Annotated in this window: 24 protein-coding genes; 17 read left to right on the top strand and 7 right to left on the bottom strand. The window is 74.9% G+C overall.

Features of this window, described 5'->3' with window-relative positions; genetic code table 11:
* Together ECOMGDLI_RS10245 and ECOMGDLI_RS10240 are read left to right on the top strand one after the other, a co-directional pair.
* Window positions 1-1,232: transporter substrate-binding domain-containing protein (locus tag ECOMGDLI_RS10245; protein WP_143447628.1), on the top strand; the 1,232-nt coding region annotated here is incomplete at its 5' end.
* Window positions 1,229-2,290 (top strand): hypothetical protein, encoded by a 1,062-nt coding sequence (locus ECOMGDLI_RS10240; RefSeq protein WP_088316711.1) that lies wholly within the window; start codon window positions 1,229-1,231, stop codon window positions 2,288-2,290. The genes ECOMGDLI_RS10245 and ECOMGDLI_RS10240, both read left to right, overlap by 4 nt.
* A 65-nt stretch (window positions 2,291-2,355) precedes the next feature.
* Here the strand turns inward: ECOMGDLI_RS10240 and ECOMGDLI_RS10235 are convergent, their stop codons facing one another.
* Window positions 2,356-3,270, bottom strand: coding sequence for a ribokinase (locus ECOMGDLI_RS10235; protein WP_088316708.1), 915 nt, complete (start codon window positions 3,268-3,270; stop codon window positions 2,356-2,358).
* A gap of 118 nt (window positions 3,271-3,388) precedes the next feature.
* Between ECOMGDLI_RS10235 and ECOMGDLI_RS10230 the strand changes: the two genes are divergently transcribed.
* Together ECOMGDLI_RS10230 and ECOMGDLI_RS10225 are read left to right on the top strand one after the other, a co-directional pair.
* Window positions 3,389-5,728: an ATP-dependent DNA helicase gene (locus tag ECOMGDLI_RS10230; RefSeq protein WP_233153395.1), complete on the top strand. Its 2,340-nt coding sequence runs from the start codon at window positions 3,389-3,391 to the stop codon at window positions 5,726-5,728.
* Between the two features lie 53 nt (window positions 5,729-5,781).
* Complete coding sequence (locus ECOMGDLI_RS10225; protein ID WP_158220968.1) at window positions 5,782-6,552, top strand: bifunctional 2-polyprenyl-6-hydroxyphenol methylase/3-demethylubiquinol 3-O-methyltransferase UbiG; 771 nt, start codon at window positions 5,782-5,784, stop codon at window positions 6,550-6,552.
* Window positions 6,553-6,554: 2 nt separating this feature from the next.
* Here ECOMGDLI_RS10225 and ECOMGDLI_RS10220 read toward each other — a convergent pair whose 3' ends face one another.
* Complete coding sequence (locus tag ECOMGDLI_RS10220; RefSeq protein WP_088316704.1) at window positions 6,555-7,475, bottom strand: LysR substrate-binding domain-containing protein; 921 nt, start codon at window positions 7,473-7,475, stop codon at window positions 6,555-6,557.
* 92 nt (window positions 7,476-7,567) lie between these two features.
* Here ECOMGDLI_RS10220 and ECOMGDLI_RS10215 point away from each other — a divergent pair, with 92 nt between their 5' ends.
* Window positions 7,568-8,704 (top strand): aminotransferase class V-fold PLP-dependent enzyme, encoded by a 1,137-nt coding sequence (locus tag ECOMGDLI_RS10215; protein WP_088316702.1) that lies wholly within the window; start codon window positions 7,568-7,570, stop codon window positions 8,702-8,704.
* A gap of 33 nt (window positions 8,705-8,737) precedes the next feature.
* Here ECOMGDLI_RS10215 and ECOMGDLI_RS10210 read toward each other — a convergent pair whose 3' ends face one another.
* Complete coding sequence (locus tag ECOMGDLI_RS10210) at window positions 8,738-8,980, bottom strand: acyl carrier protein (protein WP_088316700.1); 243 nt, start codon at window positions 8,978-8,980, stop codon at window positions 8,738-8,740.
* A 243-nt stretch (window positions 8,981-9,223) separates the two neighbouring features.
* Window positions 9,224-9,964: a transcriptional repressor LexA gene (gene lexA, locus ECOMGDLI_RS10205; RefSeq protein WP_198954743.1), complete on the bottom strand. Its 741-nt coding sequence runs from the start codon at window positions 9,962-9,964 to the stop codon at window positions 9,224-9,226.
* A gap of 167 nt (window positions 9,965-10,131) precedes the next feature.
* On the opposite strand from lexA, the gene ECOMGDLI_RS10200 reads away from it, so the two are divergent.
* The 5 genes from ECOMGDLI_RS10200 to ECOMGDLI_RS10180 all read left to right on the top strand — a co-directional run bounded on the left by ECOMGDLI_RS10200 (window position 10,132) and on the right by ECOMGDLI_RS10180 (window position 16,031).
* Window positions 10,132-10,608, top strand: coding sequence for a LysM peptidoglycan-binding domain-containing protein (locus ECOMGDLI_RS10200; protein WP_088316696.1), 477 nt, complete (start codon window positions 10,132-10,134; stop codon window positions 10,606-10,608).
* Window positions 10,609-10,978: 370 nt separating this feature from the next.
* Window positions 10,979-11,491, top strand: a complete 513-nt coding sequence (gene nrdR / locus ECOMGDLI_RS10195; RefSeq protein WP_088316694.1) for a transcriptional regulator NrdR — start codon at window positions 10,979-10,981, stop codon at window positions 11,489-11,491.
* 379 nt (window positions 11,492-11,870) lie between these two features.
* Window positions 11,871-14,750, top strand: coding sequence for a vitamin B12-dependent ribonucleotide reductase (locus tag ECOMGDLI_RS10190; RefSeq protein WP_088316692.1), 2,880 nt, complete (start codon window positions 11,871-11,873; stop codon window positions 14,748-14,750).
* A gap of 154 nt (window positions 14,751-14,904) precedes the next feature.
* The gene (locus ECOMGDLI_RS10185) at window positions 14,905-15,474 is read left to right on the top strand and encodes a hypothetical protein (protein ID WP_143447626.1); all 570 of its coding nucleotides are present in this window, start codon (window positions 14,905-14,907) and stop codon (window positions 15,472-15,474) included.
* A complete protein-coding gene (locus ECOMGDLI_RS10180; protein ID WP_088316688.1) occupies window positions 15,474-16,031 on the top strand; it encodes a hypothetical protein in 558 nt (185 codons plus the stop codon). The genes ECOMGDLI_RS10185 and ECOMGDLI_RS10180 overlap by 1 nt, the downstream gene beginning before the upstream one ends.
* A 118-nt stretch (window positions 16,032-16,149) precedes the next feature.
* On the opposite strand, the gene ECOMGDLI_RS10175 is transcribed toward ECOMGDLI_RS10180, so the two are convergent.
* Window positions 16,150-16,881, bottom strand: coding sequence for an SDR family oxidoreductase (locus tag ECOMGDLI_RS10175; RefSeq protein WP_088316715.1), 732 nt, complete (start codon window positions 16,879-16,881; stop codon window positions 16,150-16,152).
* Between the two features lie 126 nt (window positions 16,882-17,007).
* Between ECOMGDLI_RS10175 and ECOMGDLI_RS10170 the strand changes: the two genes are divergently transcribed.
* Window positions 17,008-17,859 (top strand): LysR family transcriptional regulator, encoded by an 852-nt coding sequence (locus ECOMGDLI_RS10170; RefSeq protein ID WP_088316686.1) that lies wholly within the window; start codon window positions 17,008-17,010, stop codon window positions 17,857-17,859.
* Window positions 17,860-17,922: 63 nt separating this feature from the next.
* On the opposite strand, the gene ECOMGDLI_RS10165 is transcribed toward ECOMGDLI_RS10170, so the two are convergent.
* Both ECOMGDLI_RS10165 and ECOMGDLI_RS10160 read right to left on the bottom strand, forming a co-directional pair.
* Window positions 17,923-18,915 (bottom strand): LacI family DNA-binding transcriptional regulator, encoded by a 993-nt coding sequence (locus ECOMGDLI_RS10165; protein ID WP_198954742.1) that lies wholly within the window; start codon window positions 18,913-18,915, stop codon window positions 17,923-17,925.
* A gap of 41 nt (window positions 18,916-18,956) precedes the next feature.
* Window positions 18,957-19,985, bottom strand: a complete 1,029-nt coding sequence (locus ECOMGDLI_RS10160) for a Gfo/Idh/MocA family oxidoreductase (RefSeq protein ID WP_088316684.1) — start codon at window positions 19,983-19,985, stop codon at window positions 18,957-18,959.
* A gap of 178 nt (window positions 19,986-20,163) precedes the next feature.
* On the opposite strand from ECOMGDLI_RS10160, the gene ECOMGDLI_RS10155 reads away from it, so the two are divergent.
* The 6 genes from ECOMGDLI_RS10155 to ECOMGDLI_RS10130 form a co-directional block, all read left to right on the top strand.
* A complete protein-coding gene (locus ECOMGDLI_RS10155) occupies window positions 20,164-21,063 on the top strand; it encodes a sugar phosphate isomerase/epimerase (RefSeq protein WP_088316682.1) in 900 nt (299 codons plus the stop codon).
* A gap of 7 nt (window positions 21,064-21,070) precedes the next feature.
* On the top strand, window positions 21,071-22,105 hold the full coding sequence (locus tag ECOMGDLI_RS10150) for a PfkB family carbohydrate kinase (protein WP_088316680.1): 1,035 nt from the start codon (window positions 21,071-21,073) through the stop codon (window positions 22,103-22,105).
* Entirely contained in the window at window positions 22,102-23,001 is a 900-nt protein-coding gene (locus tag ECOMGDLI_RS10145) for a hypothetical protein (protein ID WP_088316678.1), read from the top strand. Before ECOMGDLI_RS10150 ends, ECOMGDLI_RS10145 begins: the two co-directional genes overlap by 4 nt.
* A complete protein-coding gene (gene iolB, locus ECOMGDLI_RS10140) occupies window positions 22,998-23,906 on the top strand; it encodes a 5-deoxy-glucuronate isomerase (RefSeq protein WP_088316676.1) in 909 nt (302 codons plus the stop codon). Before ECOMGDLI_RS10145 ends, iolB begins: the two co-directional genes overlap by 4 nt.
* Window positions 23,903-25,126, top strand: coding sequence for a Gfo/Idh/MocA family protein (locus ECOMGDLI_RS10135; protein ID WP_143447625.1), 1,224 nt, complete (start codon window positions 23,903-23,905; stop codon window positions 25,124-25,126). The genes iolB and ECOMGDLI_RS10135 overlap by 4 nt, the downstream gene beginning before the upstream one ends.
* Window positions 25,126-26,248, top strand: a 1,123-nt coding sequence (locus tag ECOMGDLI_RS10130) for a thiamine pyrophosphate-binding protein (protein ID WP_255395985.1), incomplete at its 3' end; no start/stop codon positions are given. The genes ECOMGDLI_RS10135 and ECOMGDLI_RS10130, both read left to right, overlap by 1 nt.

The following is a 26,248-nucleotide window of genomic DNA, read 5'->3' as shown; positions in this document are numbered from 1 at the left end:
ACCCACGGACCGCGCCGACCGACGGCGACGGGCCGGACGCCGGCAGCCCTCAGGACGAGGCGGCCCGGACCCGCCGGCTCCGCGCGGCCGCCGTCGTCGCCGTGCTCGGGCTGGTCGTCGCGGTCGGGGTCCGTGAGGCGGCCGTGCGCCGTCCGCCGACGGTCGCCGACCTCATGCGCAGGGCCGGCTGGTCGTCGGCCCAGCCGCTGCGCGTCGGGGTCAACGGGGACATCCCGGGGGTCAGCACCTGCGTGCGGCAGGCGACCCCGGCCGAGGGCACTGGCCCCGGTGACGCGCAGGCCCAGCGCGAGCTGCTCTGCACCGGGTTCGACGCCGACGTCGCCGCCTACGTCGCCGAGTGGCTCGGGATGCGGGTCGAGTACCACACGGTCGTGCCGGAGCAGCGGGCCACGCTGACCTCCACCGAGCCGGTCCCGGGCGAGGACGGCAGCCGCCCGGTCGGCCTCGACCTCGTGGCCGCCGGGTACAGCATCACGGCCGAGCGGGAGCACAGCGTGGTGTTCGCCGGGCCCTACCTCAAGACGGAGGCGACGATCCTGACCCGGGTCGGGGTGCCGTACATCCCCGACCTGCAGACCCTCGCCGACCGGATCCGCAGCGGTCAGCTCGTGGGCCGGGTCTGCACCGTCGGGACGGCGACGAGCGAGCAGTACCTCGAGCAGGCCCGGTTCGACCCGTGGATGCTGAGCATCCAGCTGAACAACAGCAGCTGCGTGCGCCGGCTGCGGGCGCCGCGGACCGGCACCCGCGACGACGTCATCGCGGCGTTCACCGACGCCGCCCTGCTCGCCGGGTTCCAGGCCCGGTACCCCGACGAGCTCGTCATGCACAACGTGACGAACCAGCGGCCGGAGGCCTGGGGGATCGCGGTCGGGGTGGTCCGCCGGGCCGCGCCCTACGAGCCCGGCTCGGACGAGCCGCCGGTCGACGACCGCTGCGACGCCCCGGACCCGCGGATCGACGACAGGGTGCGGGCCCGCCGTCAGCTCGTGCTGCTGGCGCTCGAGGACCTGCGCGGCGTCCCCGGCAGCCTGAGCCGCTGGAACACCTCCTTCGGCCGGATGGTGAACGCCCCGGGCGCGGCCGCGGCGCCCTCGGGCGCACCGGCCCAGCCGATCGCCGAGGCGGTGCAGCCGGCCCCGGTCGGGCTCTGCCCGGTGCGGCGCTGGCCCTGGGAGTCCGGCGGCGCGGTCGGCGCGGGGACCTCGTGACGTCCGTCGGGGCGGAACCGCCGGTCACCCGGTCGGTCATCACGGTCGGTGCCGGCCGGCCGCAGCCGGAGCGGGCCTGGCTGCTCACCCTGCTGCCGTCGTTCCCGATCGTGCTCCTCGTGCTCCGGGTGTGGTTCCTCGCCCGCCAGGACGTCGAGACGATGGCCATGCTGCTGCAGTCCGCGAGCCCGCTCGGGCTGGTCTCGGCGCTGCTCGTCTCGCTGGTCTGGGCGGGGCCGGCGCTCCCGCTCGGGATCCGGGTCTGCTACCTGCTGCACCGGGTGAGCGGCGGCTCGGAACGGTCCTGGCTGACCCGGGTCGGGGCCCGTACCCCGGCCTGGACGAGCGTGCCCGCGATCGGCCTCGCGCTGCTCTCGTGGCAGCTGCGGTTCCTGCCGCTGCTGCTGCTCACGGTCGCGGTGATCGTCCGGCTCGAGCCCGCGGTGCAGCGGTTCGGCCCGGTGGGGCCGGCCGTGCTGCCGGGGCGGCGGGCCGTGCTGGTCCCGACGGTGCTCGCGGTGCTCGCCGGCTGGTGGCTGGCGCCGACGGTGTGGGCCGCGGTGACCGGCGGCGAGCCGGTCACCGCGGTGTTGGTCGTGCTCCCGCTCGTGCTCGTGCCGCTGCTGCCCGGTGCGGTGCCGATCGGGTTCGCCGACCGGGTGCTGCCGCTCGCGGCGGCCGTGCTGCTGCTCGTGCTGCCGGTGTTCGTCGGGCAGCGCTACCTGCGGGCCCCGGTGCTGCCGCACGTCGCGCTGGAGCGTGCGGTCGACGGCGGCGGCACCGGGGTCGAGCAGGTCAGCCTGGTCTCGCTCGACGACACGTACACCACGGTGCTCGACGGGTCGGGCGTCCGGTTCGTGCCGACGAAGGAGGTCGTCACGATCGCGCTGTGCTCGGGGGTGCCGACCCCGCCGACGTCGAGGCTCGCGGCGCACGGCTGGGAGGTCGAGCGGAGCGTGCTCGCCTGGATGGCGCCCACCCGCAGCGGCCTGCCGGTCGACCCGCTCTGCCTGGGGGCGCCGCAGACCGGGCAGCCGACCGGCGGTCCCGCGGGCTGAGCGGCCGGGCGGGCCGGTCCGCCCGGGAGCCCCGGCGCGGCGGCGGGCCCGGGCGCGCGGCCCCGTCAGCCGTCGTACGACAACGCGGAGCGCACCTGGGCGGCGGTCGGGAACGACGGCTGGGCGCCGGTCGCGGTCACCGCGAGCGCCCCGACGACGACGGCGACCTCGAGCGACCCGGTGACCGACGCGCCGCGGGCGAGCGAGGCCGCCAGGGCCCCGACGAACGCGTCGCCGGCACCGGTGGTGTCGACGACCTCGACGGCCGGCGGCCGGGCCCAGGCGTCGCCCGCGTCGTCCTGGGCGTAGGCGCCCTGCGCGCCGAGGGTGATGACCGCGGCCCCGGGACCGAGCGCGCGCAGCCGCCTGGCCGCGTCGGCCGGGGCGAGCCCGCCGTCCCCGACCGGCTCGCCGATGAGCAGCGCCGCCTCGTGCTCGTTGACGACGAGGACGTCGGTGCGGGCGAGCAGCGCGTCGGGCACCGGGCCGGCGGGTGCGAGGTTGAGGACGACGGTGCCGCGGGCGTGCTCGGCGGCGGCCAGGCTCACCTCGGCCGGGACCTCGCGCTGGAGCACGACGACGGTGGCGCCCGCGACGGCGTCGCAGCGCGCGTCGTCGGCTGTGACCGCGGCGTTCGCCCCGGGGGAGACGACGATCGAGTTGTCGCCGTCGGGGTCGACGAGGATGAGGGCTGCGCCGGTCGCCCGGTCCGCGGTGCCGAGCAGGGCGACGTCCACCCCGGAGGACGCGAGCGAGGCCCGCAGCATCGCGCCGTGCTCGTCGTCGCCGACCCGCCCGACGAACCGGACGGCGACCCCGGAGCCCTCCGCGACCCGGGCGGCCGCGACCGCCTGGTTGGCGCCCTTGCCGCCGGGGATCGTCGCGACGTCCCCGCCGAGCACCGTCTCCCCGGCGCCCGGTCGGCGCTCGACCCGGATGACGAGGTCGGCGTTGGCCGACCCTACGACGACGACGTCCACGGGACCTCCTGGCTGTGCGCGACGGACCGAGTCGCACCGTAGACCAGTGACGAGACCGATGGCGCGTCCCTGTGGACGACGCGGCCCGCTCGTCGGACGCGCGGGCTAGGGTCTTCGGGTGGCTGCCGGACCCTCGACGCGTGACCTGCTCGCAGCGGCCGTCGGCGCGGTCGGCGGCTCCCCGCGGCCGGGCCAGGAGGAGATGGCCCGGGCGGTCGCCGACGCGGCGGCGTCCGGGGAGCACCTCCTCGTCCAGGCGGGCACCGGCACCGGCAAGTCGCTCGGCTACCTCGTGCCGGCGATCGCGCACGCGGTGGAGACGGGTACGCCCGTCGTCGTCTCGACGGCGACCCTCGCGCTCCAGGCCCAGATCGTCGACCGCGACCTGCCCCGGGTCGCCGACGCGCTCGCGCCGCTGCTCGGCCGCCGCCCGACGTGGCAGCTCGTCAAGGGCCGGCGCAACTACGTGTGCATGCACAAGGTCGAGGGCGGCTTCCCCGACGAGGACGACGCGCTCTTCGACGTCCCCGGCTCCGAGGCGGACGACGGCGTCACCGCCGGCGGCAAGGTCTTCGCGTCCCCGACGTCGCGGCTCGGCAAGGAGATCGTCCGGCTGCGGGAGTGGGCGGAGACCACGCAGTCCGGCGACCGCGACGAGCTCGTCCCCGGGGTCAGCGAGCGGGCCTGGCGGCAGGTGTCGGTGAGCGCCCACGAGTGCCTCGGCGGCACCCGCTGCCCGAGCGCCGCGGACTGCTTCAGCGAGGCGTCCCGGGAGCGCGCCCACCACGTCGACGTCGTCGTGAGCAACCACGCGTTCGTCGCGATCGACGCCTTCGAGGGCCGCCAGATGCTGCCCGACCACGAGCTGCTCGTCGTCGACGAGGCGCACGAGCTCGCCGACCGGGTGACGTCCGTCATCACCGACGAGCTCACGGTCTCGGCCGTCGAGGCCGCCGCGAAGCGCGCCCGCAAGGCGGGGTCCGGTGACACCGGGCCGCTCGACACCGCCGCGGACATCCTCGCGGCGGCCCTCGAGGAGACCGAGGAGGGCAGGTTCACCGGGGACCTCCCGGAGTTCCTCCAGGTCGCTGTCGGCGCCGTCCGGGACGCCGCCAAGACCGTCTTCTCCGGGCTCAAGCCCGAGCCCGGTGCGACCGCCCCCGACGGCTCGCGACAGGTCGCGCGGGCCGCCGTCCAGGAGGTCTTCGACGTCGCCGAGCGGCTCGCGTCCGGCTCGGCCGGGCCGCAGGGGCCGGACGTCGCGTGGCTGTCCCGGTACAAGCGCCCGGACGGCGCGGTCCGGACGGCGCTCGACATCGCCCCGCTCACGGTGGCCGGGCTGCTGCGGGAGCGGCTCTTCGGCGAGCGGACCGTCGTCCTCACGTCCGCGACCCTCACGCTCGGCGGCACCTTCGACGCCGTCGCGGGCAGCGTCGGCCTGCTCGGGGAGAAGACCCCACCGTGGCGCGGGCTCGACGTCGGCAGCCCGTTCGACTACCCCAAGCAGGGCATCCTCTACGTCGCCAAGCACCTGTCACCGCCCGGCCGGGACGGCATGTCGGCCGCGGTCCTCGACGAGCTCGCGACCCTCGTGGAGGCGGCCGGCGGGCGCACCCTCGGGCTGTTCTCCTCGCGGCGGGCCGCCGAGTACGCCGCCGAGGAGCTCCGCGAGCGGCTCGACGTCCCGATCCTGTGCCAGGGCGACGACGCGACCCCGACGCTCGTGCGCGCCTTCGCCCGGGACGCGCAGACGTGCCTGTTCGGCACGCTGTCGCTCTGGCAGGGCGTCGACGTCCCGGGCAGCGCCTGCCAGCTCGTCGTCATCGACCGGATCCCGTTCCCGCGGCCCGACGACCCGCTCGCGGCCGCCCGCAGCCAGGCCGTCGCGCGGGCCGGCGGCAACGGCTTCATGCAGGTCGCGGCGACGCACGCGGGGCTGCGGCTCGCCCAGGGCGTCGGCCGGCTCATCCGCACGTCCGCCGACCGCGGTGTCGTCGCGGTCCTCGACAGCCGGCTCGCGACCGCGCGGTACGGCGGGTTCCTCCGTGGCTCGCTGCCGCCGTTCTGGTCGACGACCGACCGCGGCGTCGTCCTCAAGGCGCTCACCCGGATCGGCGAGACCGCCCCCGAGGTGCTGCCCGTCGCCGACCCGGTCGACCGCGCGCTCGCCGCGGGCAACGGTGCGAAGACGCCGGCCCCGCCCTCGTCCCGGGCCGGCATCACCGCCGGTCGCGGCTGGACCCCCGAGGAGGACGCCGGCCTGCGCGCCGCCGTCGAGGCGGGCCGCCCGCTCGCCGTCCTCGCCGAGCGCTACGACTGCAGCCCCGAGCAGGTCGCGGCCCGGATGGCGGCCCTCGGGCTGGCCGTCGAGGTCCCGACCGAGGTCGACGTGGCCGCTGCCGCCCGGGCCGAGCAGCACGCCCCGGACGAGGACGACGGCCTCATGCTGCTGACGTGACGGCCTGCCGCTGACCCGACGGCCCGGTGCCGTCCCGAGCCCGGAGGTGGCGTGTGCCGACGTGGGACGACGCAGCCCGGTGGTACCTCGACGGCGTCCGCGGCGCGGGCCGCGGGTTCAACGACCTCGCGGCCCGGGTGACCGTCGACCTGCTCGGCGGGCCGGACGGCGTCGTCGGGCGCCGGGTGCTCGACCTCGGCTGCGGCGAGGGGCACGTCGCGCGCCGGCTCGCCCGGCTCGGCGCCCGGGTCGTCGCCGTCGAGCCGACGGGGGCGCTGCTCGACGCGGCGCGGGCGAGCGAGCGCGCCGAGCCGCTGGGTATCGACTACCGCCCGGGCGCCGCCGAGGACCTCGGTCCGGGCGGGCCGGATGTGCCGGACGCCGCCCTGGACGCGGTCTGCGCCGTCCTCGTGCTGCACCACGTCGCCGATCTCGACGCGGCGCTCGCGCACGTGCACCGGGTGCTGCGGCCCGGGGGAGCACTCGTCGTCGTCCTGCCGCACCCGTGGACCGACCACGACGGTGCACGCTGGGTGCCGGGGCCGGCCGGGGAGCAGCGCGCCGTCGGGGCCTACGTCCGTGAGCGGTACTGGTCGTCCGGGCCGACCGCGGGGGGAGCGGGGCCGGACGGGGCCGCGCCGCTCACGTCGGTCCGCGAGATCGGTTGGTACCACAGGACTCTCGGCACCTGGCTCACGGCGCTCGCCCGTGCCGGGTTCGCCCTCGACGAGGCGCGCGAGCCCGCAGGGGACGACGTCCCGGGCGCGGACCCGCGCTGGGCGCAGGTGCCGCGCCTGCTCGCGCTGCGCGCCGTCCGGGCCTGACGTCAGAGCGAGAGCGCGGCGTCCGAGAGCGCGTCGACGGTCGCGGCGACGGCGGGCACCCGCATGAGGTCCGGCGTCGTCACCGTCGAGACGGTGCGCGGCGACGTGCCGCCGACCGCGCGGACGGCGACGCCCGGGTGCCGCGCCGCCGTCGGCAGCACGAGCCCGGGCAGCAGGGCCACCCCGAGGCCCGCGGCGACGAGCCCGAGCACGGCCACGTAGTCGTCGGTGGCATAGGCGATCGACGGCGCGTACCCGGCCGACGCGCAGGCCTGGAGCAGGTGGCCGCGGCAGCGCGCGCACCCGGCGATCCAGGTCTGCCCCGCGAGGTCGCGCAGGTGCAGCCGGCGGGACTCGGCGAGCGGGTGCCCGGCGGGCAGCGCGAGCACCGGCGGGTCCTCGAGGAGCAGACGGACCTCGAGGCCGGCGAGGTCGTCCTCACCGCGGCCGAGGTCGGTGCCCGGGTAGGAGAAGGCGATGGCGATGTCGCAGGCACCGGCACGCAGGCGCTGCAGCGACTCCGGCGGTTCGCACTCGTCGAGGCTCACCTGCAGGTCGGGGTGCTGGTCGCGCAGCGTCGCGAGCGCCGTCGGCACGAGGGTGGCGGACGACGAGGGGAACGCGAGCAGCCGGACCCGGCCGCCGCGCAGGCCGGTGAGCGCCGCGACCTCGCTCGCCGCGGCGTCCAGTGCCGCCGTCACCGTGGCGCCGTGCCGGGCGAGCACCCGGCCGGCCTCGGTGAGCCGGACTCCGCGGCCACGGCGCTCGAGCAGGGCCGTCCCGAGCCGCCGCTCGAGCCGCCGGACGTGCTGGCTCACGGCGGGCTGGCTGTACCCGAGCGCCGTCGCGGCCGCGGTGATCGTGCCCGCGTCGGCGATCGCGCGGACGATCCGCAGGGACTGGACGTCGAGGTCCTCGGGCATGGGCGAATGCTACCGCGCACATAACATGCGGTTATGGCGCGGCTCAGCATGTTGTCGTTGTGTGATGCGAGCGCGGACGCAAGACTCGGTGCATGACCTCGTCCGTCGCCTCGTCGTCCGCCCGCTCGTCGTCCGCCCGCTCGTCGTCCCAGGCCGCGGCCCCGTCGTCCGGTCCGGCGCTCGACGCGCTCCGGGCGTCCTTCGCGCCCGTCCCCGGCTACCTCAACGCGGCGACCCTCGGGCTGCCGCCGGCGCCGGTCGTCGCCGCGCTGCGCGGGGCGCTCGACGACTGGCAGGCCGGTCGCAGCGACGCGGCCGCGTTCGACGAGGACGTCCGCCGCGCCCGCACCGCGTACGCACGGATCGCCGGGGTCGCGGCGTCCGACGTGGCGGTGGGCTCGCAGGCCAGCGTGCTCGTCGGGACCGTCGCGTCGTCCCTGCCGGACGGCGCGGAGGTGCTCACGGTGCACGGCGACTTCGCGTCGGTCGTCTTCCCGTTCCTCGTCCACGCCGACCGCGGGGTCACGGTGCGGCAGGTGCCGCTCGAGGCGCTCGCGAGCGAGGTGCGCCCCGGCACGTCCGTCGTCGCGTACTCGCTCGTGCAGTCCGCCGACGGGCGGGTCGCGGACGCCGCCGCGGTCCGCGAGGCCGCCCGCGCGGTCGGCGCCAGGACGGTCTGCGACGCCACCCAGGCCGCCGGCTGGCTCCCGCTCGACGCCGGCGCCGACGACGTCACGGTCTGCTCGGCGTACAAGTGGCTGTGCTCGCCGCGCGGGACGGCGTTCCTCACGGTGCGCCCCGGGGCGCGCGAGTGGCTGCGACCGACCTCCGCCGGCTGGTACGCGGGCCAGGACGTGTGGTCGTCCACCTACGGGCCGAACATGACGCTCGCGTCCGACGCCCGGCGCTTCGACGTCTCACCCGCCTGGCACGCATGGGTCGGCACCGCGGTCGCCCTCGAGCTGCTCGCCGCCGTGGGCACCGAGGAGATCCGGGCCTGGGACGTGGCGCTCGCCGACGGGCTGCGGGCCCGGCTGGGCCTGGCCCCGGCGGGCAGCGCGATCGTCTCGCTGCCCGACCCGGACGGTGCGCTGCGCCGGGCGCTCGGCGTCGCCGGGTGCGCCGTCGCCGGCCGGGCGGGGATGGTGCGGATGTCGTTCCACGTCTGGAACGACGAGGCGGACGTCGACCGTGCGGCGGACGCCCTGCGGGCGGCCGGCCGCGGCTGAGGCCGGGACGCCGCCGGAGCGGGGACCTGCCGGTCAGCCGCCGACGGCCACGCGGACGGCGGTGGTCAGCTCGCCGTAGGTCGTCACGCCGTCGAAGAAGTCGTCGGGGAAGCGCACGTCGAGCGCCTCCTCGACGGCGACGAGCAGCTCGAACGCGCAGTCGTCGTCGAGGCCGAGGTCGCCGAGGGCGATGTCCCCGGTGAGCACCTCGGGGGCGAGGTCGAGATGTGCTGCGACGACGTGCCGGACGGTGCCGTCGAGGTCGGGTGCCTGCACGGGGGATCCTCCAGACCCGGGAACGGGACGTCGACTCGGCGGCCAGAGTAACCGCACCGGGGTGCCGGCCGCCGCCCGGCGCCCCAAGTTGGTCGACATTCAGTCACAAGTCAAACGCCGAGAGTGACCGATCAGCGGGAGTTCACCCGTTCGTCGGGGCCCTCGGATCCGTTCTGCGGGCCCGCTCCCGCGTCGTCGCCGGCCCTGCCCGCCCGTCGTGCTGCGGGCAGGGCGCAGGCGTCGTCAGATCCGCCGCAGGACCGCCGTGACCCGCCCGAGCACGGTCGCGTCGTCGCCGGGGATCGGCTGGTACGCGGGATTGTGGGGCATGAGCCACACGTGCCCGTCGCGGCGCTTGAACGTCTTCACTGTCGCCTCGCCGTCGATCATCGCGGCGACGATGTCGCCGTTCTCGGCCACCGGCTGCTGCCGCACGACGACCCAGTCGCCGTCGCAGATCGCGGCGTCGACCATCGAGTCGCCGACGACCTTGAGCAGGAAGAGCTGGCCGTCGCCGACGAGCTGGCGGGGCAGCGGGAAGACCTCCTCGACGGCCTGCTCGGCGAGGATCGGGCCGCCGGCCGCGATCCGGCCGACGACGGGGACGTAGGACGGCGTGGGTCGGTCGTCGCCCGCGCCGGTCTCGTCGACGCCGGGGTCCTCGACGGCGACCGTCCCGGCGCCGGGGATCATGACCTCGATCGCGCGCGGCCGGTTCGGGTCCCGGCGCAGGAAGCCCTTGCGCTCGAGCGTCGTGAGCTGGTGGGCGACGCTGCTCGGGCTCGTGAGCCCGACCGCCTCGCCGATCTCCCGCATGCTCGGCGGGTAGCCGCGCCGCTCGACGGAGTCGCGGATCGTCTCCAGGACGAGCCGCTGCCGGGACGTGAGTCCGTCGCCGCCCGCCGGGCCGTCCGGGAAGGCGTGCACCCGGGCTCCCGGCTCCTGCGTCGCGTCGGGCTCCGGTTGCTGGTCGCCGCGGCTCATGTGCGCCTCCTCCTCGGTGGGGTTGCCGGTCGTAACGCTAGGGCTCGCCGCGACACGTTTCAAACACATGTTCGAACGTGTCTCGACTCTGTCGGTGCCCGGTGATAGAACCGTACAGACGTTCGATCGAACACGGGTTCGATCCTTCCCCCGCGTCGGAGGCTGACATGAGCACCTACGTTCTCGGCACCACCGCCGTCCTCGGCACCGGTGCGGTCGCCCGGGTCGCGACCCGCCCGGCGGCAGCCGCCGGCCGGCCCGCGGCGCGCCCCGACCTGCGGCTGGTCACCGCACCCACCCCGGTCGCCCGACCTGCGGTGCGCGCTGACCGCCGTTCCGCGCGGCTGCGCCTCACGCGTCGCGGCCGCGTCGTCGTCCGCCTCGCGGTGGTCCTGCTCGGCCTGCTCGTCACCGCGGTCGTGGTGCTCGGGAGCGGTCGGGTCGCGCGTGCCGGCGAGACGGCGACCCAGGTCCCCGTGGCGTACCACGTCGTCCAGCCGGGGGAGAGCCTCTGGCAGATCGCCGGCCGGGTCGCCCCCGGGGTGGACCGACGCGACACCGTCGCCCGGATCGTCGAGCTCAACGCGCTCGAGAGCGGGTCCCTCGAGGCCGGTCGCCGGATCGCCGTCCCGGTGGCGGGCTGAGACCTCCGTCACCTCTCGTGTCGATCCGGATCCGCTCCGTCGATCGACCTGCCCGACCCTCGGCCCGGACCTGCGCGTGATCTCTCTGAGTAGTCGAATCGACACGCCGAGTGACCAGCGGCGTTCTCGCGACACGCGTGTCGGGCTTGCACGGCCTCGACGACAGGCTTAGCGTTACCCCCACATCTAGTAGTTACATCGATGTAAGCCATCCACATCTAGTCCCCAGGGTCGTCCCCAGAAAATCGGGGGTTGCCCACAGGAACTCCCCAGGTCTGTCCACAGGCGCATGGGGGCCTGCGGGATCCGGGGTGGACGGCGGAGTCGGAGCGACGTCGGGAGCGCGGCGACGCGGGAGGAGGGGTGCACCATGAACTGCCCGTTCTGCAGGAACTCGGACTCGCGGGTCGTCGACTCGCGCAGTGCTGACGACGGCACGGCGATCCGCCGGCGGCGGCAGTGCCCCCAGTGCGGCCGCCGCTTCAGCACCGTCGAGACCGCGAGCCTCACCGTCGTGAAGCGGGCCGGTGTCTCGGAGCCGTTCAGCCGCTCGAAGATCGTCAGCGGCGTGCGCAAGGCCTGCCAGGGTCGCCCCGTCGGTGAGGACGACCTGGCCCTCCTGGCCCAGCGGGTCGAGGAGGCGGTCCGGGCGACCGGTGTCGCCGAGATCGACGCCCACGACATCGGGCTGGCGATCCTCGGGCCGCTGCGCGAGCTCGACGAGGTCGCCTACCTGCGCTTCGCGAGCGTCTACCAGGCGTTCGACGACCTCGAGGACTTCGAGACGGCCATCACGATGCTCCGCGCCGAGCGCGAGCCCACCGGCGTCGAACCGGGGCCTGTCGCCCCCGGTCCCGTCGGTCCCCCCGGCGGGGCCACCTGATCACCGCCGGCGGCGGCGCAGGGGAAGGCGACGCCGCCGGCGGTTCCACCGCACGGCCAGGATCCATCGCACGCAGCACGGCACGAGGCAGGACCCAGTCAGGCACCAGGCAGCACCGCACGACCCACCCCGAGCACGACACCGCACCCGAACCGCTCACCGCACCTGCGCCGTCCGTCGGCCCTCGGCCGCCGGACCTGCCCGTGCGGGCCCGTCGGCTCCGGAGGCAGCACCGGGGGCATGCACCAGAGCCAGTGGCACGCAGCGAGTCGCACGACAGCACAGCACGGACAGACCCGATCGGGCCGGCAGATCCAGCCGTCTCGAGACCAGGCGGGCGCCGACGCGCCCGGAGACAGCACGAGGGGAAGCAGCAGACATGACGGAGACCGCGTCCGGCCCCGGGGCCCGCAAGACGCGGGGTGGAGACACCCCGAAGATCCAGCGGAAGGGCCTGACGATCGAGCGCGTCTACACCACCGCGGGGGTCCACCCCTACGACGAGGTGACGTGGGAGCGGCGCGACGTCGTCCAGACGAACTGGAAGTCCGGCGAGACGATCTTCGAGCAGAAGGGTGTGGAGTTCCCGGACTTCTGGAGCCTCAACGCCTCGACGATCGTCACGACGAAGTACTTCCGCGGTGCCGTCGGCACCTCGCAGCGCGAGTGGAGCCTGCGTCAGCTCATCGACCGGGTCGTCCTCACGTACACGAAGGCCGGCAAGGACTACGGCTACTTCGGGTCCGACGCGGACGCCGAGCTGTTCGAGCACGAGCTGACGTGGATGCTGCTGCACCAGGTGTTCAGCTTCAACTCCCCGGTGTGGTTCAACGTGGGGACGCCCGCGCCGCAGCAGGTCTCGGCGTGCTTCATCCTCGCCGTCGACGACTCGATGGACTCGATCCTCAACTGGTACAAGGAGGAGGGGTTCATCTTCAAGGGCGGCTCCGGCGCCGGCCTCAACCTCTCCCGGATCCGGTCGTCCAAGGAGCTGCTCGCCAGCGGCGGGACGGCGTCCGGCCCGGTCTCCTTCATGCGCGGCGCCGACGCGTCCGCGGGCACGATCAAGTCCGGCGGGGCGACCCGGCGCGCGGCGAAGATGGTCGTGCTCGACGTCGACCACCCCGACATCGAGGAGTTCATCGAGACCAAGGCGCGCGAGGAGGACAAGATCCGCGCGCTCCGCGACGCCGGGTTCGACATGGACCTCGGCGGCCGGGACATCGTCAGCGTCCAGTACCAGAACGCGAACAACTCGGTCCGGGTGAGCGACGAGTTCATGCGCGCGGTCGAGAACGGCGAGCGGTTCGGCCTGCGGGCCCGCACGACCGGCGAGGTCATCGAGACGGTCGACGCCAAGGAGCTCTTCGGCAAGATGGCCAAGGCGGCGTGGGACTGCGCCGACCCCGGCATCCAGTACGACGACACGATCAACGACTGGCACACGACGCCCGAGTCGGGCCGGATCAACGCCTCGAACCCGTGCTCGGAGTACATGCACCTGGACAACTCCTCGTGCAACCTCGCGTCGCTCAACCTCATGAAGTTCGTCAAGGACGACGGCGCGTTCGACGCCGAGCTGTTCGTGAAGTCCGTCGAGCTCGTCATCACGGCGATGGACATCTCGATCTGCTTCGCGGACTTCCCGACCGAGCCGATCGGTGACACGACCCGCAAGTTCCGCCAGCTCGGCATCGGGTACGCCAACCTCGGCGCGCTCCTCATGGCGTCCGGCCTCGGGTACGACTCGGACGGCGGCCGCGCGCTGGCGGCGTCCATCACCTCGCTCATGACGGGGACGGCGTACCGCCGTTCCGCCGAGCTCGCCGGCGTCGTCGGCCCGTACGAGGGCTACGCCCGCAACGCGGACGCGCACCGCCGGGTCATGCGCAAGCACGCCGCGGCGAACGACGCCGTCCGCACCGTGACCTCGCTCGACAAGGACGTGCACCGCGTGGCGTCCCGGGAGTGGGAGCTCGGCAACAAGATCGGCGAGAAGAGCGGCTGGCGCAACGCGCAGGCCTCGGTGCTCGCACCGACCGGCACCATCGGCTTCATGATGGACTGCGACACGACGGGCATCGAGCCCGACTTCTCGCTCGTCAAGTTCAAGAAGCTCGTCGGCGGCGGCTCGATGCAGATCGTCAACCAGACGATCCCGATGGCCCTGCGCAAGATGGGCTACGCCGAGGAGACCGTCGAGGCGATCGTCGAGTTCATCGCCGAGCACGGCCACGTCATCGACGCGCCCGGTCTCAAGCGCGAGCACTACGACGTCTTCGACTGCGCGATGGGCGAGCGGTCCATCAAGCCGATGGGGCACGTGCGGATGATGGCGGCCTGCCAGCCGTTCCTCTCCGGGGCCATCAGCAAGACGGTCAACCTGCCCGAGACGGCGACGGTCGAGGAGATCGCCGACGTCTACTTCCAGGGCTGGAAGCTCGGCATCAAGGCCCTCGCGGTCTACCGGGACAACTGCAAGGTCGGCCAGCCGCTGTCCGACGCGAAGGCCAAGAAGACCGACGCGACGGCCACCGAGACGGTCGTCGAGACCCGCGTCGAGTACCGGCCGATCCGCAAGCGGCTGCCGAAGCGCCGTCCGAGCCAGACGATCTCGTTCGCGGTCGGCGGCGCGGAGGGCTACCTCACGGCCGGCTCCTACCCGGACGACGGCCTCGGCGAGCTCTTCCTCAAGTTCGGCAAGCAGGGCTCCACACTCGCCGGTGTCATGGACGCGTTCTCCATCGCGGTGTCCATCGGCCTGCAGTACGGCGTGCCGCTGGAGACGTTCGTCGAGAAGTTCACGAACCTGCGGTTCGAGCCCGCCGGTCTCACCGACGACCCGGACGTCCGGATGGCGCAGTCGATCATGGACTACGTCTTCCGCCGGCTCGCGCTGGACTACATGGACTTCGACACCCGGTCGGCGTACGGCATCCACAGCGCCGCCGAGCGGGCCCGCCACCTGGAGACGGGGTCGTACTTCGAGGACTCCTCCGAGGACGTCTCCGAGGAGGACCTCGAGACGCTCGCCCAGTCGGCGCCGTCCGTGAAGCCGAAGGCGGAGGCGAAGCCCGAGAAGGCCGTGGCCGTCGCCAAGCCGGCCCCGGTCGAGGTGCACTCCTCGGCCGAGCTCCTGGAGAAGCTCGTCGGCATCGCCTCGGACGCGCCGATGTGCTTCACCTGCGGCACGAAGATGCGGCCCGCGGGTTCGTGCTTCGTCTGCGAGGGCTGCGGGAGCACGAGCGGCTGCAGCTGAGCCGGACGACCGAGCGCCGCCCGTCCCGATCCGGGGCGGGCGGCGCCGTCGTTCCCGGACCGCACGATCACGGCGTCCGCCGGACCAGGTGGCCGCTCGTGCGGTAGGAATCATGCTGCTGGCTCGAGGATCACGTGACCGGAAGGGCGACCCGTTGACGACCACTGAGACCGAGGTGGGGGAGGCGCGGTTCACCGCGCTCGTCGCCGCCTCGTGGAAGCGCTACAACGCCTGGGAGTACTCGCGCCGCGCGGACGACGTCGCGCTCGGCGCCGTCATCACGTCGTACGTGTCGGGGGGCTGGCGGCTCATCGACCTGGAGTCGGACGGCACCTCGCACATGGTGCGGTTCCAGGCCGGCCAGGGCACGGACCGGCTGCTCGTGCGCCTCGTCGCGCTCTGCGAGGACCCGGTGCGGGCGAAGGCGCTCGGTCGGCTCGTCGAGGTCCAGGTCGCGTACGGGCTGCGCGCCAACGACTTCTCGGCGATCAAGCAGGCGATCAAGGACGAGCTGAAGTCGAACATGGTGGAGAACGCGTCCGAGCCGGGCGTCATCACCGTCGACGGCGACATGTCCACCGGCTACGTCTACGCCACCGTCCCGCTCATCCTCGACCTCGACGACTACTTCGACGGGTTCACCGTCAAGGCGCCCATCGCCGGCGACCTGCACGTCGCGGCGCAGTCGCTCCACAAGTACCTCACCGGAAGGCTGGCCGGCTGATGCTCAAGCTCCTCACCGACTTCGCGGCCCGCTCCGAGGCCCGGGAGTCCCGCGACGAGGCCGTCGTCGGGCAGATCATCGCGGCGATGGGTCGTCGCGGCTTCCCGACGATCGGGTTCAGCACCGGCCTCGCGGAGGACAGCGGCTTCCAGGCCGTCCAGTTCGCGACCCCGGCCGACCCGGTCCTCCACACTCTGACGGTCGTGCTCGACCGCAAGACCGGCGGCGGGGCGATCCAGGAGAAGATCATCGGCTCCAAGGCGACGCTGCGCATGGTCGCCGAGGTGAAGAACTTCATCGCCGACCCGGACGACCTGCTCGCGATGTGGCGCACCGACGCGAGGAACATCCTCCGGATGCCCATGATGGGCCAGGTCCGGCTCGACCATCAGCTCAACACGGTGACCGCGACGAAGCAGATCCTCGTCGAGCTCACCGAGTACGACGGCCCGGAGGACACCCAGCGCGTCGAGCAGACCCTCTGGGCGCTCTACGGCGAGCTGCGCGACGCGCTCACGCCCTACAAGCGGGCCTCGATCGTCGACGACCCCATGTGACCGGTCGTGCGCCGTCCCGTGGCGTACCGCGAGCGGCGCTGCTCGACCCCGTCGCGTGACAGCCGGAACACCTGACGACGACGGCGCCCGCCCTGTCACGGGGCGGGCGCCGCTGTCGTCACCAGGGGATAGGGCCCGCGTCCTCGAAGTAGCCCCCGGACGGTCCGTCGTCAGGCAGCGTCGCCAACCGGATCGCGACGGCGGCGCCCTGCTCCGGCGTCCTGACTCCCCGGTGGCCATTGAGGTCCGTGGCGACGTACCCGGGGCAGGCGGCGTTGACGAGGACACCGGTGCCGGCCAGCTCCTTGGCGTACTGGACGACGACGGCGTTGAGCATGGTCTTCGACGGGGAGTAGGCGACCGCGACCGGTCCCACGGAGAGCGGGTCGTCGGACGCGCTCTGCCGCGTCAGGGAGCCCACCCCGCTGGACATGGCGACGATGCGCGGATGTGCCGACCGGCGCAGCATCGGGAGCACCGCGTTCGTGACGCGGAGCACGCCGATGACGTTGGTCTCCAGCACCCGGCGCACCACGTCGACGTCGACGGTGGTCGGGTCCTGCGGCATCCCACCGGTGATGCCGGCGTTGTTGACCAGGGCGTCGAGCCGCCCTTCCCTGTCCTCCAGCAGCCGGGCGGCCGCGGCGACGCTGTCGTCGCTCGTCACGTCCAGCGGAACGCCGAACGCGTCGATGCCATCCGCCTGCAGCCGCTCCACGGCGGCGGCACGTCGTCCGTCGTCGCGCGCGCCGACGCCGACGCGCCACCCGAGCCGACCCAACCCTGCCGCGATCTCGTAGCCGATCCCCTTGTTCGCGCCGGTCACCAGCGCGGTCATACGTTCGCTCATGCCCACACCGTGCGACGCGCGGCTGTCCTCGATCCAACACCCGTCGGGCCCTCCCGATACCGCAGAGGTATGACGCCTGGTGGTGGGCGATTGGGCCCAGCGATCCGGCGGCTTACCGTGGACCGCATGGAGACGCGGGAGCTGCGCTACTTCCTGGCTGTCGCGGAGGAGCTGCACATCGGGCGGGCCGCGCAGCGGCTCGGGATGGCCCAGCCGCCGCTGTCGAGGGCGATCCAGCGGCTGGAGCGGCGCCTCGGCGTGACCCTGCTGGAGCGCACCGGCCGCGGGGTGCAGCTCACCGACGCCGGTGCGGTCCTGCGGGACGAGGGCCGTGCCGCCCTCGACGCCGTGCACGCCGCCGAACGCCGCACCCGTCGCGCCGCGCCCGCGCCGGTCACGAGCCGGCCCGCGGTGGTGCTGGTCACCAAGGCCGGGGCGTCGTCCGAGCTGCTCGCGAAGCTCCTCGAGGCCTACGCCGCCGAGCCGGACTCCGCCGAGGTGGAGGTCCTGCTGTGCGGCATCGGCGAGCAGGAGTCGATGCTGCGTGACGGCCAGGCCGACGTGGCGCTGCTGCATCGCCCGTTCGACTCCGGCGTGGGGTTCGACACCGAGGACCTGCGGAGCGAGGGGCAGATGCTCCTGCTTCCCGCCGGTCACCCGCTGAGCAGCTGCGAGTCCCTGCGTACCGCCGACGTGGACGCCATCGCGGACCCCCCGCCGGCGCGCTGGCCGACCGCCGTCGGGCACTACCCCGAAGGGCCTGGTCCGCAGGTCCGTGACCTCACCCAGCTCCTCCAGCTCGTCGCCCTCGGGCGGGCCTGGACCATGCTGCCGGAGTCGGTCCGCGCCGACCTGCGCAGCGACGTGGTCGGCGTGCCCGTCGTGGACGCGCCGACGGTGACCACGATGATCGCCTGGCCGCCGCAGAGCCGGTCGCGGGCACTGGCCGCGCTGGTCCGCGTCGCGACCGCGCTCTGACGCCTCGGCCGCGGGCCCGACCGTCCCCTTCGTACGTGTCGAGGCGGGGCGGGCGGCGTCGTGTCAGGACCTCGCGGGGCCTCGTCCCGGCGGCGCCGTCGTCGCCCGCTCGACGAGCGACGCGGGCAGCACCGTGTGCCGGGCGCGGGTGCGCCGGCCGTCGATACGGTCGAACAGCCGCTCGGCGGCCAGACGGCCGATGTCGGCCAGCGGCTGCGCCACCGACGTGAGCCCGATCGAGCGCAGGCCGCTGAGCCGGGTGCCGTCGAACCCGACGACCGACATCTGGCCGGGCAGGTCGAGGCCGGCGTCGGCGACGGCCGCCAGCGCGCCGAGCGCGGCGAAGTCGTTGACGACGAACAGCGCCGTCGGCCGCTGCCGCAGGGCGAGCGCGGCGCGGGCCGCGGCGTAGCCGGCGGCGTCGTCGAGACCCCCTGGCAGCACGGCGGTACGGCGCCCCAGGCCCGCGGCGGCCATCGCGGCCCGGTAGCCCGCCTCGCGGTCCGCGGCGACCGGGTCGTCCCCGCCGCCGAGGTGCGCGATCCGCCGGTGCCCGAGCGCGACGAGGTGCCGCACCGCGAGCTCGGCCCCGGCCCGGTCGTCGGTGCAGACGGTGTCGATCCCCGGGCCGGTGACGTCACGCCGGGTGGCGACGACGACCGGCGTCTCGGCCGCGATCGCGCGCAGCGCCGCGGGGTCGAGCCGGTGCGAGACGAGGACGAGCCCCTCGACGCGGAACTCCAGGAGCTTGTCGAGCTCGGGCCGCTCCTGCGCCGCGTCGCTGCCGGTGACGACCATCGTCCGGTAGCCGCGGGCCCGCACGCCGGCGAGGACCCCGTCGAGGATCTCGGCGAACACCGGGTTGTGCAGGTCCAGCACGAGGACGCCGACCGTGCGGCTGGAGCGGGCGACGAGGGCCCGGGCGGCGGCGTTGGGCCGGTAGCCGAGCGCGGCGGCCGCGGCGAGGATCGCGTCCCGGCTGGCCGGCGCGACCGCGGGCGAGCCGCGCAGGGCCAGCGACACGAGGGACTTCGAGACCCCCGCGCGGCTCGCCACGTCGACGATCGTCGGGGCCCTGCCCGTGGCCGGTCCGGTGCTCAATGGTCCGCCGCCCCGATCCCGGTGACGTCCACCGGTCCGCCGCGCAGGACCGACAGCTCGCAGCCGATCGCCGCCCGCAGCGCGTCGAACGCGGCCTCGGGCGGGCAGGGGTTCGGCCCGCCGGCGACGAGCCCGACGAACGCGGCCGTCTCCGCACGGAAGGCCTCCCGGAAGCGGTCGACGAAACCGCGGTAGGGCGCGGGGCCCGGCGGGGGACCGTCCAGCGCCAGCACCGGCGTGCGCTCGTTGAGCCCTGCGGCCACCGAGTCACCGGACCCGTACACCTCCGCCCGGACGTCGTGCCCGCGCGGGTCGTGCCGGGCCTCGTGCAGGCTCACCTGCACCCCGGAGGCGGTCACCGCGTGGACGACGGCCACGTCGCCGTCCGGCACGGGTCCGGCGGCGCTCGGGTGCCGGACGTCGAAGCGCCGGTGCTCGCGGACCGCGACGGTCGCGTGCACCGTCGCCACCGGTGAGCCGGTGAGCCAGGCGACGAGGTCGAGGTCGTGCACCGCGAGGTCGCGGAAGATGCCGCCGCTGGAGGCGATGAACTCCGGCGACACCGGCACGTGGTCGTGCGACAGCAGACGCAACGCGTAGAGGGTGCCGAGCGCGCCGGTCCGGGCGAGGTCGTGCGCCGCGCGCAGCCCCGCGTCGAAGCGGCGCTGGAACCCGACCTGCACCGCGGTCCCGTGCGCGGCCGCGCGGTCGACCGCCCGCCGGGTCTCGGCGAGCGTCGTCGCGACCGGCTTCTCGCACAGCACCGGCCGGCCCAGGGGGAGGACCGCCTCGAGCACCTCGGCGTGCGCCGCCGTCGCGGGTGCGACGACGACCGCGTCGGCCCGTGCCGCCGCCGCGGCCAGCTCGTCCCACGCGACGGTCGCGCCACCGGTCCGCGCGGCCACCTCGGCGGCGCGCCCCGGCGTCCGGTTCGTCACGAGCACCTGCTCGACGCGCGGGTCGGCCGCGAGGTCCTCGGCCCGCAGTGCGCCCATCCGGCCGGCCCCGACGACGAGGATCCGCATCCGTGCCCCTCTCCCGCGCGGGCGGCGCCGGAGCCGTTGCGGCACCGCGCGGTCTCTTGCCCGTCGCCGGTCAGGATGCCAGACTGCGGCCGTTGTTGGAACGCTCCAACGACAGGGTGCGACGCGGCGCCGACGGTGCCCGTCGCAGCCCTCCGACGACGGGACCGGGAGCACGCCGATGTCCGACTTCCTCGACCGGGTCGCCTCCGCGCCGATCTCCTGGGGCGTGTGCGAGGTGCCCGGATGGGGCGAGATGCTCCCCGTGGAGCGGGTGCTCGGCGAGATGTCGGGCCTCGGCCTGCGCGGCACCGAGCTCGGTGCGCCCGGCTTCCTGCCGTCGTCCGCGGCCGGGATCCGCTCCCTGCTCGACCGGTACGGCATGAGCCTGCTCGGCGCCTTCACCCCGGTCGTCCCGCACGACCCGGCGCTCGTCGAGGCGTCGATGGCGAACGCCCGGGAGGTCGCCGGCCTCCTGCGCGACGCCGGGGCGACGATGTTCATCAGCGCACCGGTCATGGACCCGGACTGGTCCGTCCCGCGGCCGCTCGACGCCGACGAGCGGCGCCGGATGCTCGGGACGCTGGCCCGGCTCGACGACCTGTGCGCCGAGTTCGGCCTCACCCAGGTGCTGCACCCGCACGTCCAGACCCTCGTCGAGACCGCGGACGACGTCGCGGCGGTGCTCGACGGCTGCGACGTCCGCTGGTGCCTCGACACCGGTCACCTCGCGATCGGCGGGGTCGACCCCGTCGCCTTCGCCCGGGACGCCGTCGAGCGGGTCGGGCACGTGCACCTCAAGGACGTCCGGATGGCGCTGGCCCCGGCCGTCCTGCGCCGCGAGACGAGCATCATGGCGGCCACCCAGGCCGGGCTGTTCACCCCGCTCGGGCAGGGTGACGTCGACATCGCCGGGGTCGTCGAGACCCTCGAGGCGGCCGGGTACCGCGGTCGGTACGTCATCGAGCAGGACACCGCCCTGACGACCGGGGCGCCCGCGGCTGGGCAGGGCCCGGTAACGCAGGTGCGCGCCTCGCTCGACTACCTGCGCGACGTCGTCGCCCCGCGGCTCGCGCCGTGACGACGACATGACGACATCCGCGACGACTGAGGCGACTGAGACGGCAGGGACGGCCACGCCCCAGCTCGTCACCGTCGGCCGGGTCAGCGTCGACCTGTACGCGCAGCAGCCCGGAGCCGGGTTCGAGGCGCAGCAGACGTTCGTGAAGTCCGTCGGCGGCAGCCCGACGAACGTCGCCGTCGCCGCCGCGCGGCTGGGCGTGCGCACCGCCGCCGTCACCGCCGTCGGCGAGGACGGGTTCGGGAGCTACGTCCGGGCCCGGCTCGAGGCGCACGGCGTCGACACCCGGTGGGTCCGCACCGTCCCCGGCACGCTGACCCCGCTCGCGGTCGTCGCGCTCGACCCGCCCGGGTCGCCGACGGTCGCCTTCTACCGCGGCGCCGCCCCGCCCGACACGCAGGTGACCGCCGACCTCCTGCCCGAGCAGGTCGTCCGCGACGTGCCGGCGCTGTGGGTCAGCCACGCGACGCTCGCCGGCGGCCCCGTGGCCGACGCCGTGCGGGCCTGGCTCGCCGTCCGTGGCCGGGCCCGGTACACGCTGCTCGACCTCGACCACCGGCCGGCGCTGTGGCCCGACCCCGGCGCCGCGCGGCGCAGCGCCGCCGCGGCTCTCGCCGCCTGCGACGTCGTCATCGGCAACCTCGAGGAGTGCCGGGTGGCGGTCGGCACGGACGACGCCGACGCGGCCGCGGACGCCCTGCTCGCCGCCGGCGTCGGCCTCGCCGTCGTCAAGCTCGGGCCGGACGGCGTCCTGCTCGCGACACCGCGGCAGCGGGTCCGGGTGCCGGCGCCGTACGTCGACGTCGTCTGCGGGCTCGGGGCGGGCGACGCGTTCGGTGGTGCGCTCGTCCACGGCCTCCTCGCCGGCCTGCCGCTGCCGGGGCTCGACGCGGCGCAGGAGCGGCAGCGGCTCACCGACCTCGGCCGGAGCGCCTGCGCCGCAGGCGCTTTCGTCGCCGCCCGGCTCACGTGCAGCGACGACATGCCGACCCTCGACGACCTGACCGCGGCGCTCGCCGACGACCCCGAGGAGTACGCATGACGGACGGGACCGGACTCTCCCGCCGGCGCTACGAGGAGCTCCTCGACGCCCGCGTCCGCAGCCCCCGCTCCCTGCGCGAGGCGCTGCGGCAGCGCGGGCGCCGTGACCTCGTCGGCCCGGACGGCCGGCTGCTCGTCGTCGCCGCCGACCACACCGCGCGCGGCAAGGTCGGCGTCGGCGGCGACCCGCTCGGCGCCGCCGACCGGTTCACCCTGCTCGACCGGCTCGTGCGGCTGCTCGCCGTGCCCGGCGTCGACGGCGTCCTCGGCAGCGCCGACGTCGTCGAGGACCTCGCCTGGCTCGGCGCCCTCGACGCGCGCCTCGCGATCGGCGCCATGAACCGCGGCGGCGTCGTCGGCGCCCGGTGGGAGCTCGACGACCGGATGACGGCGTACGACGCGGAGCGGGTCGCGACGTCCGGTCTCGACGGCGGCAAGGTGATGATCCGCCTCGACGCCGCCGACCCCGGCGTCCCGCGCACGCTCGAGGCCGTCGCCGCCGCCGTCACCGCCCTGTCCGACCGTGACCTCATGGCCGTCGTCGAGACCCTGCCGTACCGCACGGACGACGCGGGCCGCGCCGTCCTCGACACCTCCCACGAGCGGATGGTGCAGGCGGTCGCCGTCGCGTCCGGCCTCGGTGCGAGCTCGGCGCACACGTGGCTGAAGATCCCGCCCTCCGAGCGGATCGCCGAGGTGGCCGCGACGACGAGCCTGCCGATCCTGCTCCTCGGCGGCGACTCCGGCCCGGACACCGGTGCGCTCGCCGCGGCGTGGGCCCGCGGTCTGCGCGAGCCCAACGTGCGCGGCCTCATCCCCGGCCGCGCGCTCCTCTACCCGCACGACGGGGACGTCGAGGGCGCGGCCGTCCGCGCCGTGGAGGTGGTGCACGGATGAGCACGTCCCGCAGCTGGTACCGCAGTGCCCGGGCCCTGGCCGAGGAAGGTCCGGCCGGTCACCTGTGCACGGTCACGCCCGAGGGCGCCCGCTGGGCGTACAGCGGCCTGCACGTCCACGACCTCGCGGCCGGGCCGGTGAGCATCGCCCTCGACCGCGACGAGGCCGTCGTCGTCCCGCTCTCCGCGCGCGACGTCACGGTGACGGTGGACGGCACCGAGCACCGGCTCGCCGGCCGCGACGGCGTCTTCGCCGCCGTGAGCGACTGGCTCTACGTGCCGCTCGGGTCCCGGCTCACCCTGGCCGCGGCCGGCGGCGAGGTCGCCGTCTGCACGGCGCGGGCGCAGCGCGTCCTCCCGGTCCGGTACACGGCGGCGGACGACGTCCCGGTCACCGTCCGCGGCGCCGGCGCGGCGACCCGGCAGGTCACCGACATCGCCACACCGGACTCCTTCGCCGGGGCCGACCGGATCATGGTCTGCGAGGTCGTCACCCCCGGCGGCAACGTCTCCTCCTGGCCGCCGCACCGGCACGACGGGCTCGACGGCTGCCCGACGGCGAACGAGGAGATCTACTACTTCCGGATCGGCCGCCTCGACGGCCCGCACGGACACCCCGACGGGCACGGGCTCTTCCGCGTCTACACCGTCGACGGCACCCACGACGAGACGGTCACGCTCCGGGACGGCGACGTGTACCTCGTCCCGGAGGGCTACCACGGGCCGTCCGCGGCGCCGCCGGAGTACCCGATGTACTTCCTCAACGTCCTCGCCGGCCCCGGACAGGAGCGCACGATGGCCTTCTGCGACGACCCGTCGCACGCCTGGATCCGCACGGGGTGGGGGTCGGGCGTCCCCGACCCCAGGCTCCCGTGGACCTCTGCGGCCGGGCGGGTGCGGCCGTGACCGCGGGCCGCCGGGTCGGCATCGCCGTCCTCGGCCTGGGCTGGATGGGCCAGGCGCACAGCCGGTCCGCGCTGCGCCTGCCGTCGCTGTTCCCGGACCACGCGTACGCCCCCGAGCTCGTCGTCTGCGCCGACACCGACCCCGGACGCCGCGAGCGCGCCGTCCGTGACTTCGGGTTCGCCCGGGCGACCGAGGACTGGCGCGAGGCGGTCGAGGCGGACGACGTCGACGCGGTCTGGGTGACCGCGCCGAACATGCTCCACGTGCCGATGATCGAGGCGGCCTGCGCGGCGGGGAAGGCCGTGTTCAGCGAGAAGCCGATCGGCGGCAAGCCGGAGCACGCGGTCGCCGCCTACCGCGCCGCGCTCGCCGCGGGCGTGCCGTCGGGGGTCGGCTACAACTACCTCTGGGCGCCGCTCGTGCTCCACGCCCGGGCGATGGTCGCCGAGGGCCGGCTCGGCCGGATCACCCACTACCGCGGCCGGTTCCTGTCGATGTACGGCAGCGACGAGCTCGGCCTGCTCACCTGGCGGTTCAAGCTCGCCGAGGCGGGCTACGGGGTGACGAGCGACATCCTCAGCCACAGCGTCTCGATGGCCCGGTTCCTCCTCGGCGACGAGATCAGCGAGCTCGTCGGCATGCGGGAGACGACGATCCCGCGCCGCCCGCTGCCGACCGGCGCCGCCTCGCACTACGGCCGCGGCCGGCCCGAGGACCCGCACGGCGACGTCGAGAACGAGGACTTCGCGTCCATGCTCTGCCGGTTCGCCGGCGGCGCCACCGGCACCTTCGAGTGCAGCCGGACGATGGTCGGCCCGGAGAGCCAGAACGCGTTCGAGATCTACGGCACCGAGGGCTCGCTCGCCTGGAACCTCGAGCGGGTCAACGAGCTGCAGTACTACCGGCGCGGGCCCGAGGCCGAGACCGGCTGGACGACGGTCTTCGGCGGCGACCGGTTCCCGTACCACGGCGCCTTCGTCCCCGGGCAGGCCAACGCGATCGGCTTCGAGGACCTCGTCGCGATCGAGGACCACGCGTTCCTCCAGAGCCTCGTGACGGGCGAGCCGTTCTCGCCGTCCTTCGGCGACGCCGTCGACGTCGTCGCCGTCCAGCAGGCGCTCGTCGACTCGTGGAGCAGCCGCACCTGGGAGACCGTCCCGGCGCTGCGGGCGCAGGCGGACGGCGCGCACGCGGCAGCCACCACGGCACAGGAGGACTGATGCAGCACAGCAGCGACGGCACCGTGCGCGTCACGACGGCCGAGGCCCTCGTGCGCTACCTCGTGGCCCAGCAGGTCGTCCAGGACGACCTGCCCCGCGCACCCGCCGCCCCGATGTTCCCCGGCGTCCTCGCCATCTTCGGCCACGGGAACGCGACGAGCCTCGGGCACAGCCTCGAGCAGCACCGCGACGAGCTGCCGGTGTGGCGGGGGCAGAACGAGCAGGGGATGGGCCTGGCCGCCGCGGCGTTCGCGAAGGCCCGCCGTCGCCGGCAGGTCATGGTCGCGACGTCGTCGATCGGCCCGGGCGCGACGAACATGGTCACCGCCGCGGGTGTCGCGATGTCGAACCGGCTGCCCGTGCTCTTCGTCGCCGGTGACACCTTCGCGAGCCGGCTGCCCGACCCGGTGCTGCAGCAGGTCGAGCACTTCGGCGACCCGTCGCTGACGGTCAACGACGCGTTCCGCCCGGTCGTGCGCTACTGGGACCGGATCACGCACCCCGCCCAGCTCCTCGCGAGCCTGCCCCAGGCCGTCGGGACGCTGCTCGACCCGGCCGACTGCGGCCCCGTCTTCCTCGGCCTGCCGCAGGACGTCGCCGCCGACGCGTACGACTTCCCGGCGGCCTTCTTCGACGTCCGGGTGCACGAGATCGCCCGCCCCCGGGCGGACCTCGGGCAGCTCCGCCGGGCGGCGCAGGCGCTGCGCGGGGCCCGCCGTCCCGTGATCGTGGCCGGTGGAGGGGTGCACTACTCGCTCGCCGAGGCCGAGCTGGCGGCGTTCGCCGAGCGCTTCTCGATCCCCGTCGTGGAGACCGTGGCCGGGCGGTCGAGCCTGCTCGCCGACCACCTCTTCTACGCGGGCGCGATCGGCGTCACCGGGGCGGACGCCGCGAACGCCGTCGCGGCCGAGGCCGACCTCGTGCTCGCCGTCGGGACCCGGCTGGAGGACTTCACGACGAGCTCGTGGACCGGCTTCGCGCCGTCCGCACCGGTCGTCACCCTCAACGCCGCGCGCTTCGACGCCCTCAAGCACCACGCGGTCGCCGTCGTCGGCGACGCCCGCGAGTCGCTCACCGCGCTCGCGCCGCTCCTCGACGGCTGGGCCGTCGACCCGCAGTGGG

This window comes from Kineosporia sp. R_H_3 (assembly GCF_002198675.1).
GTDB lineage: Bacteria > Actinomycetota > Actinomycetes > Actinomycetales > Kineosporiaceae > R-H-3.
The sequence above is the reverse complement of the archived record's forward strand: the minus strand, read 5'-3'. Positions and strand labels throughout refer to the sequence as shown.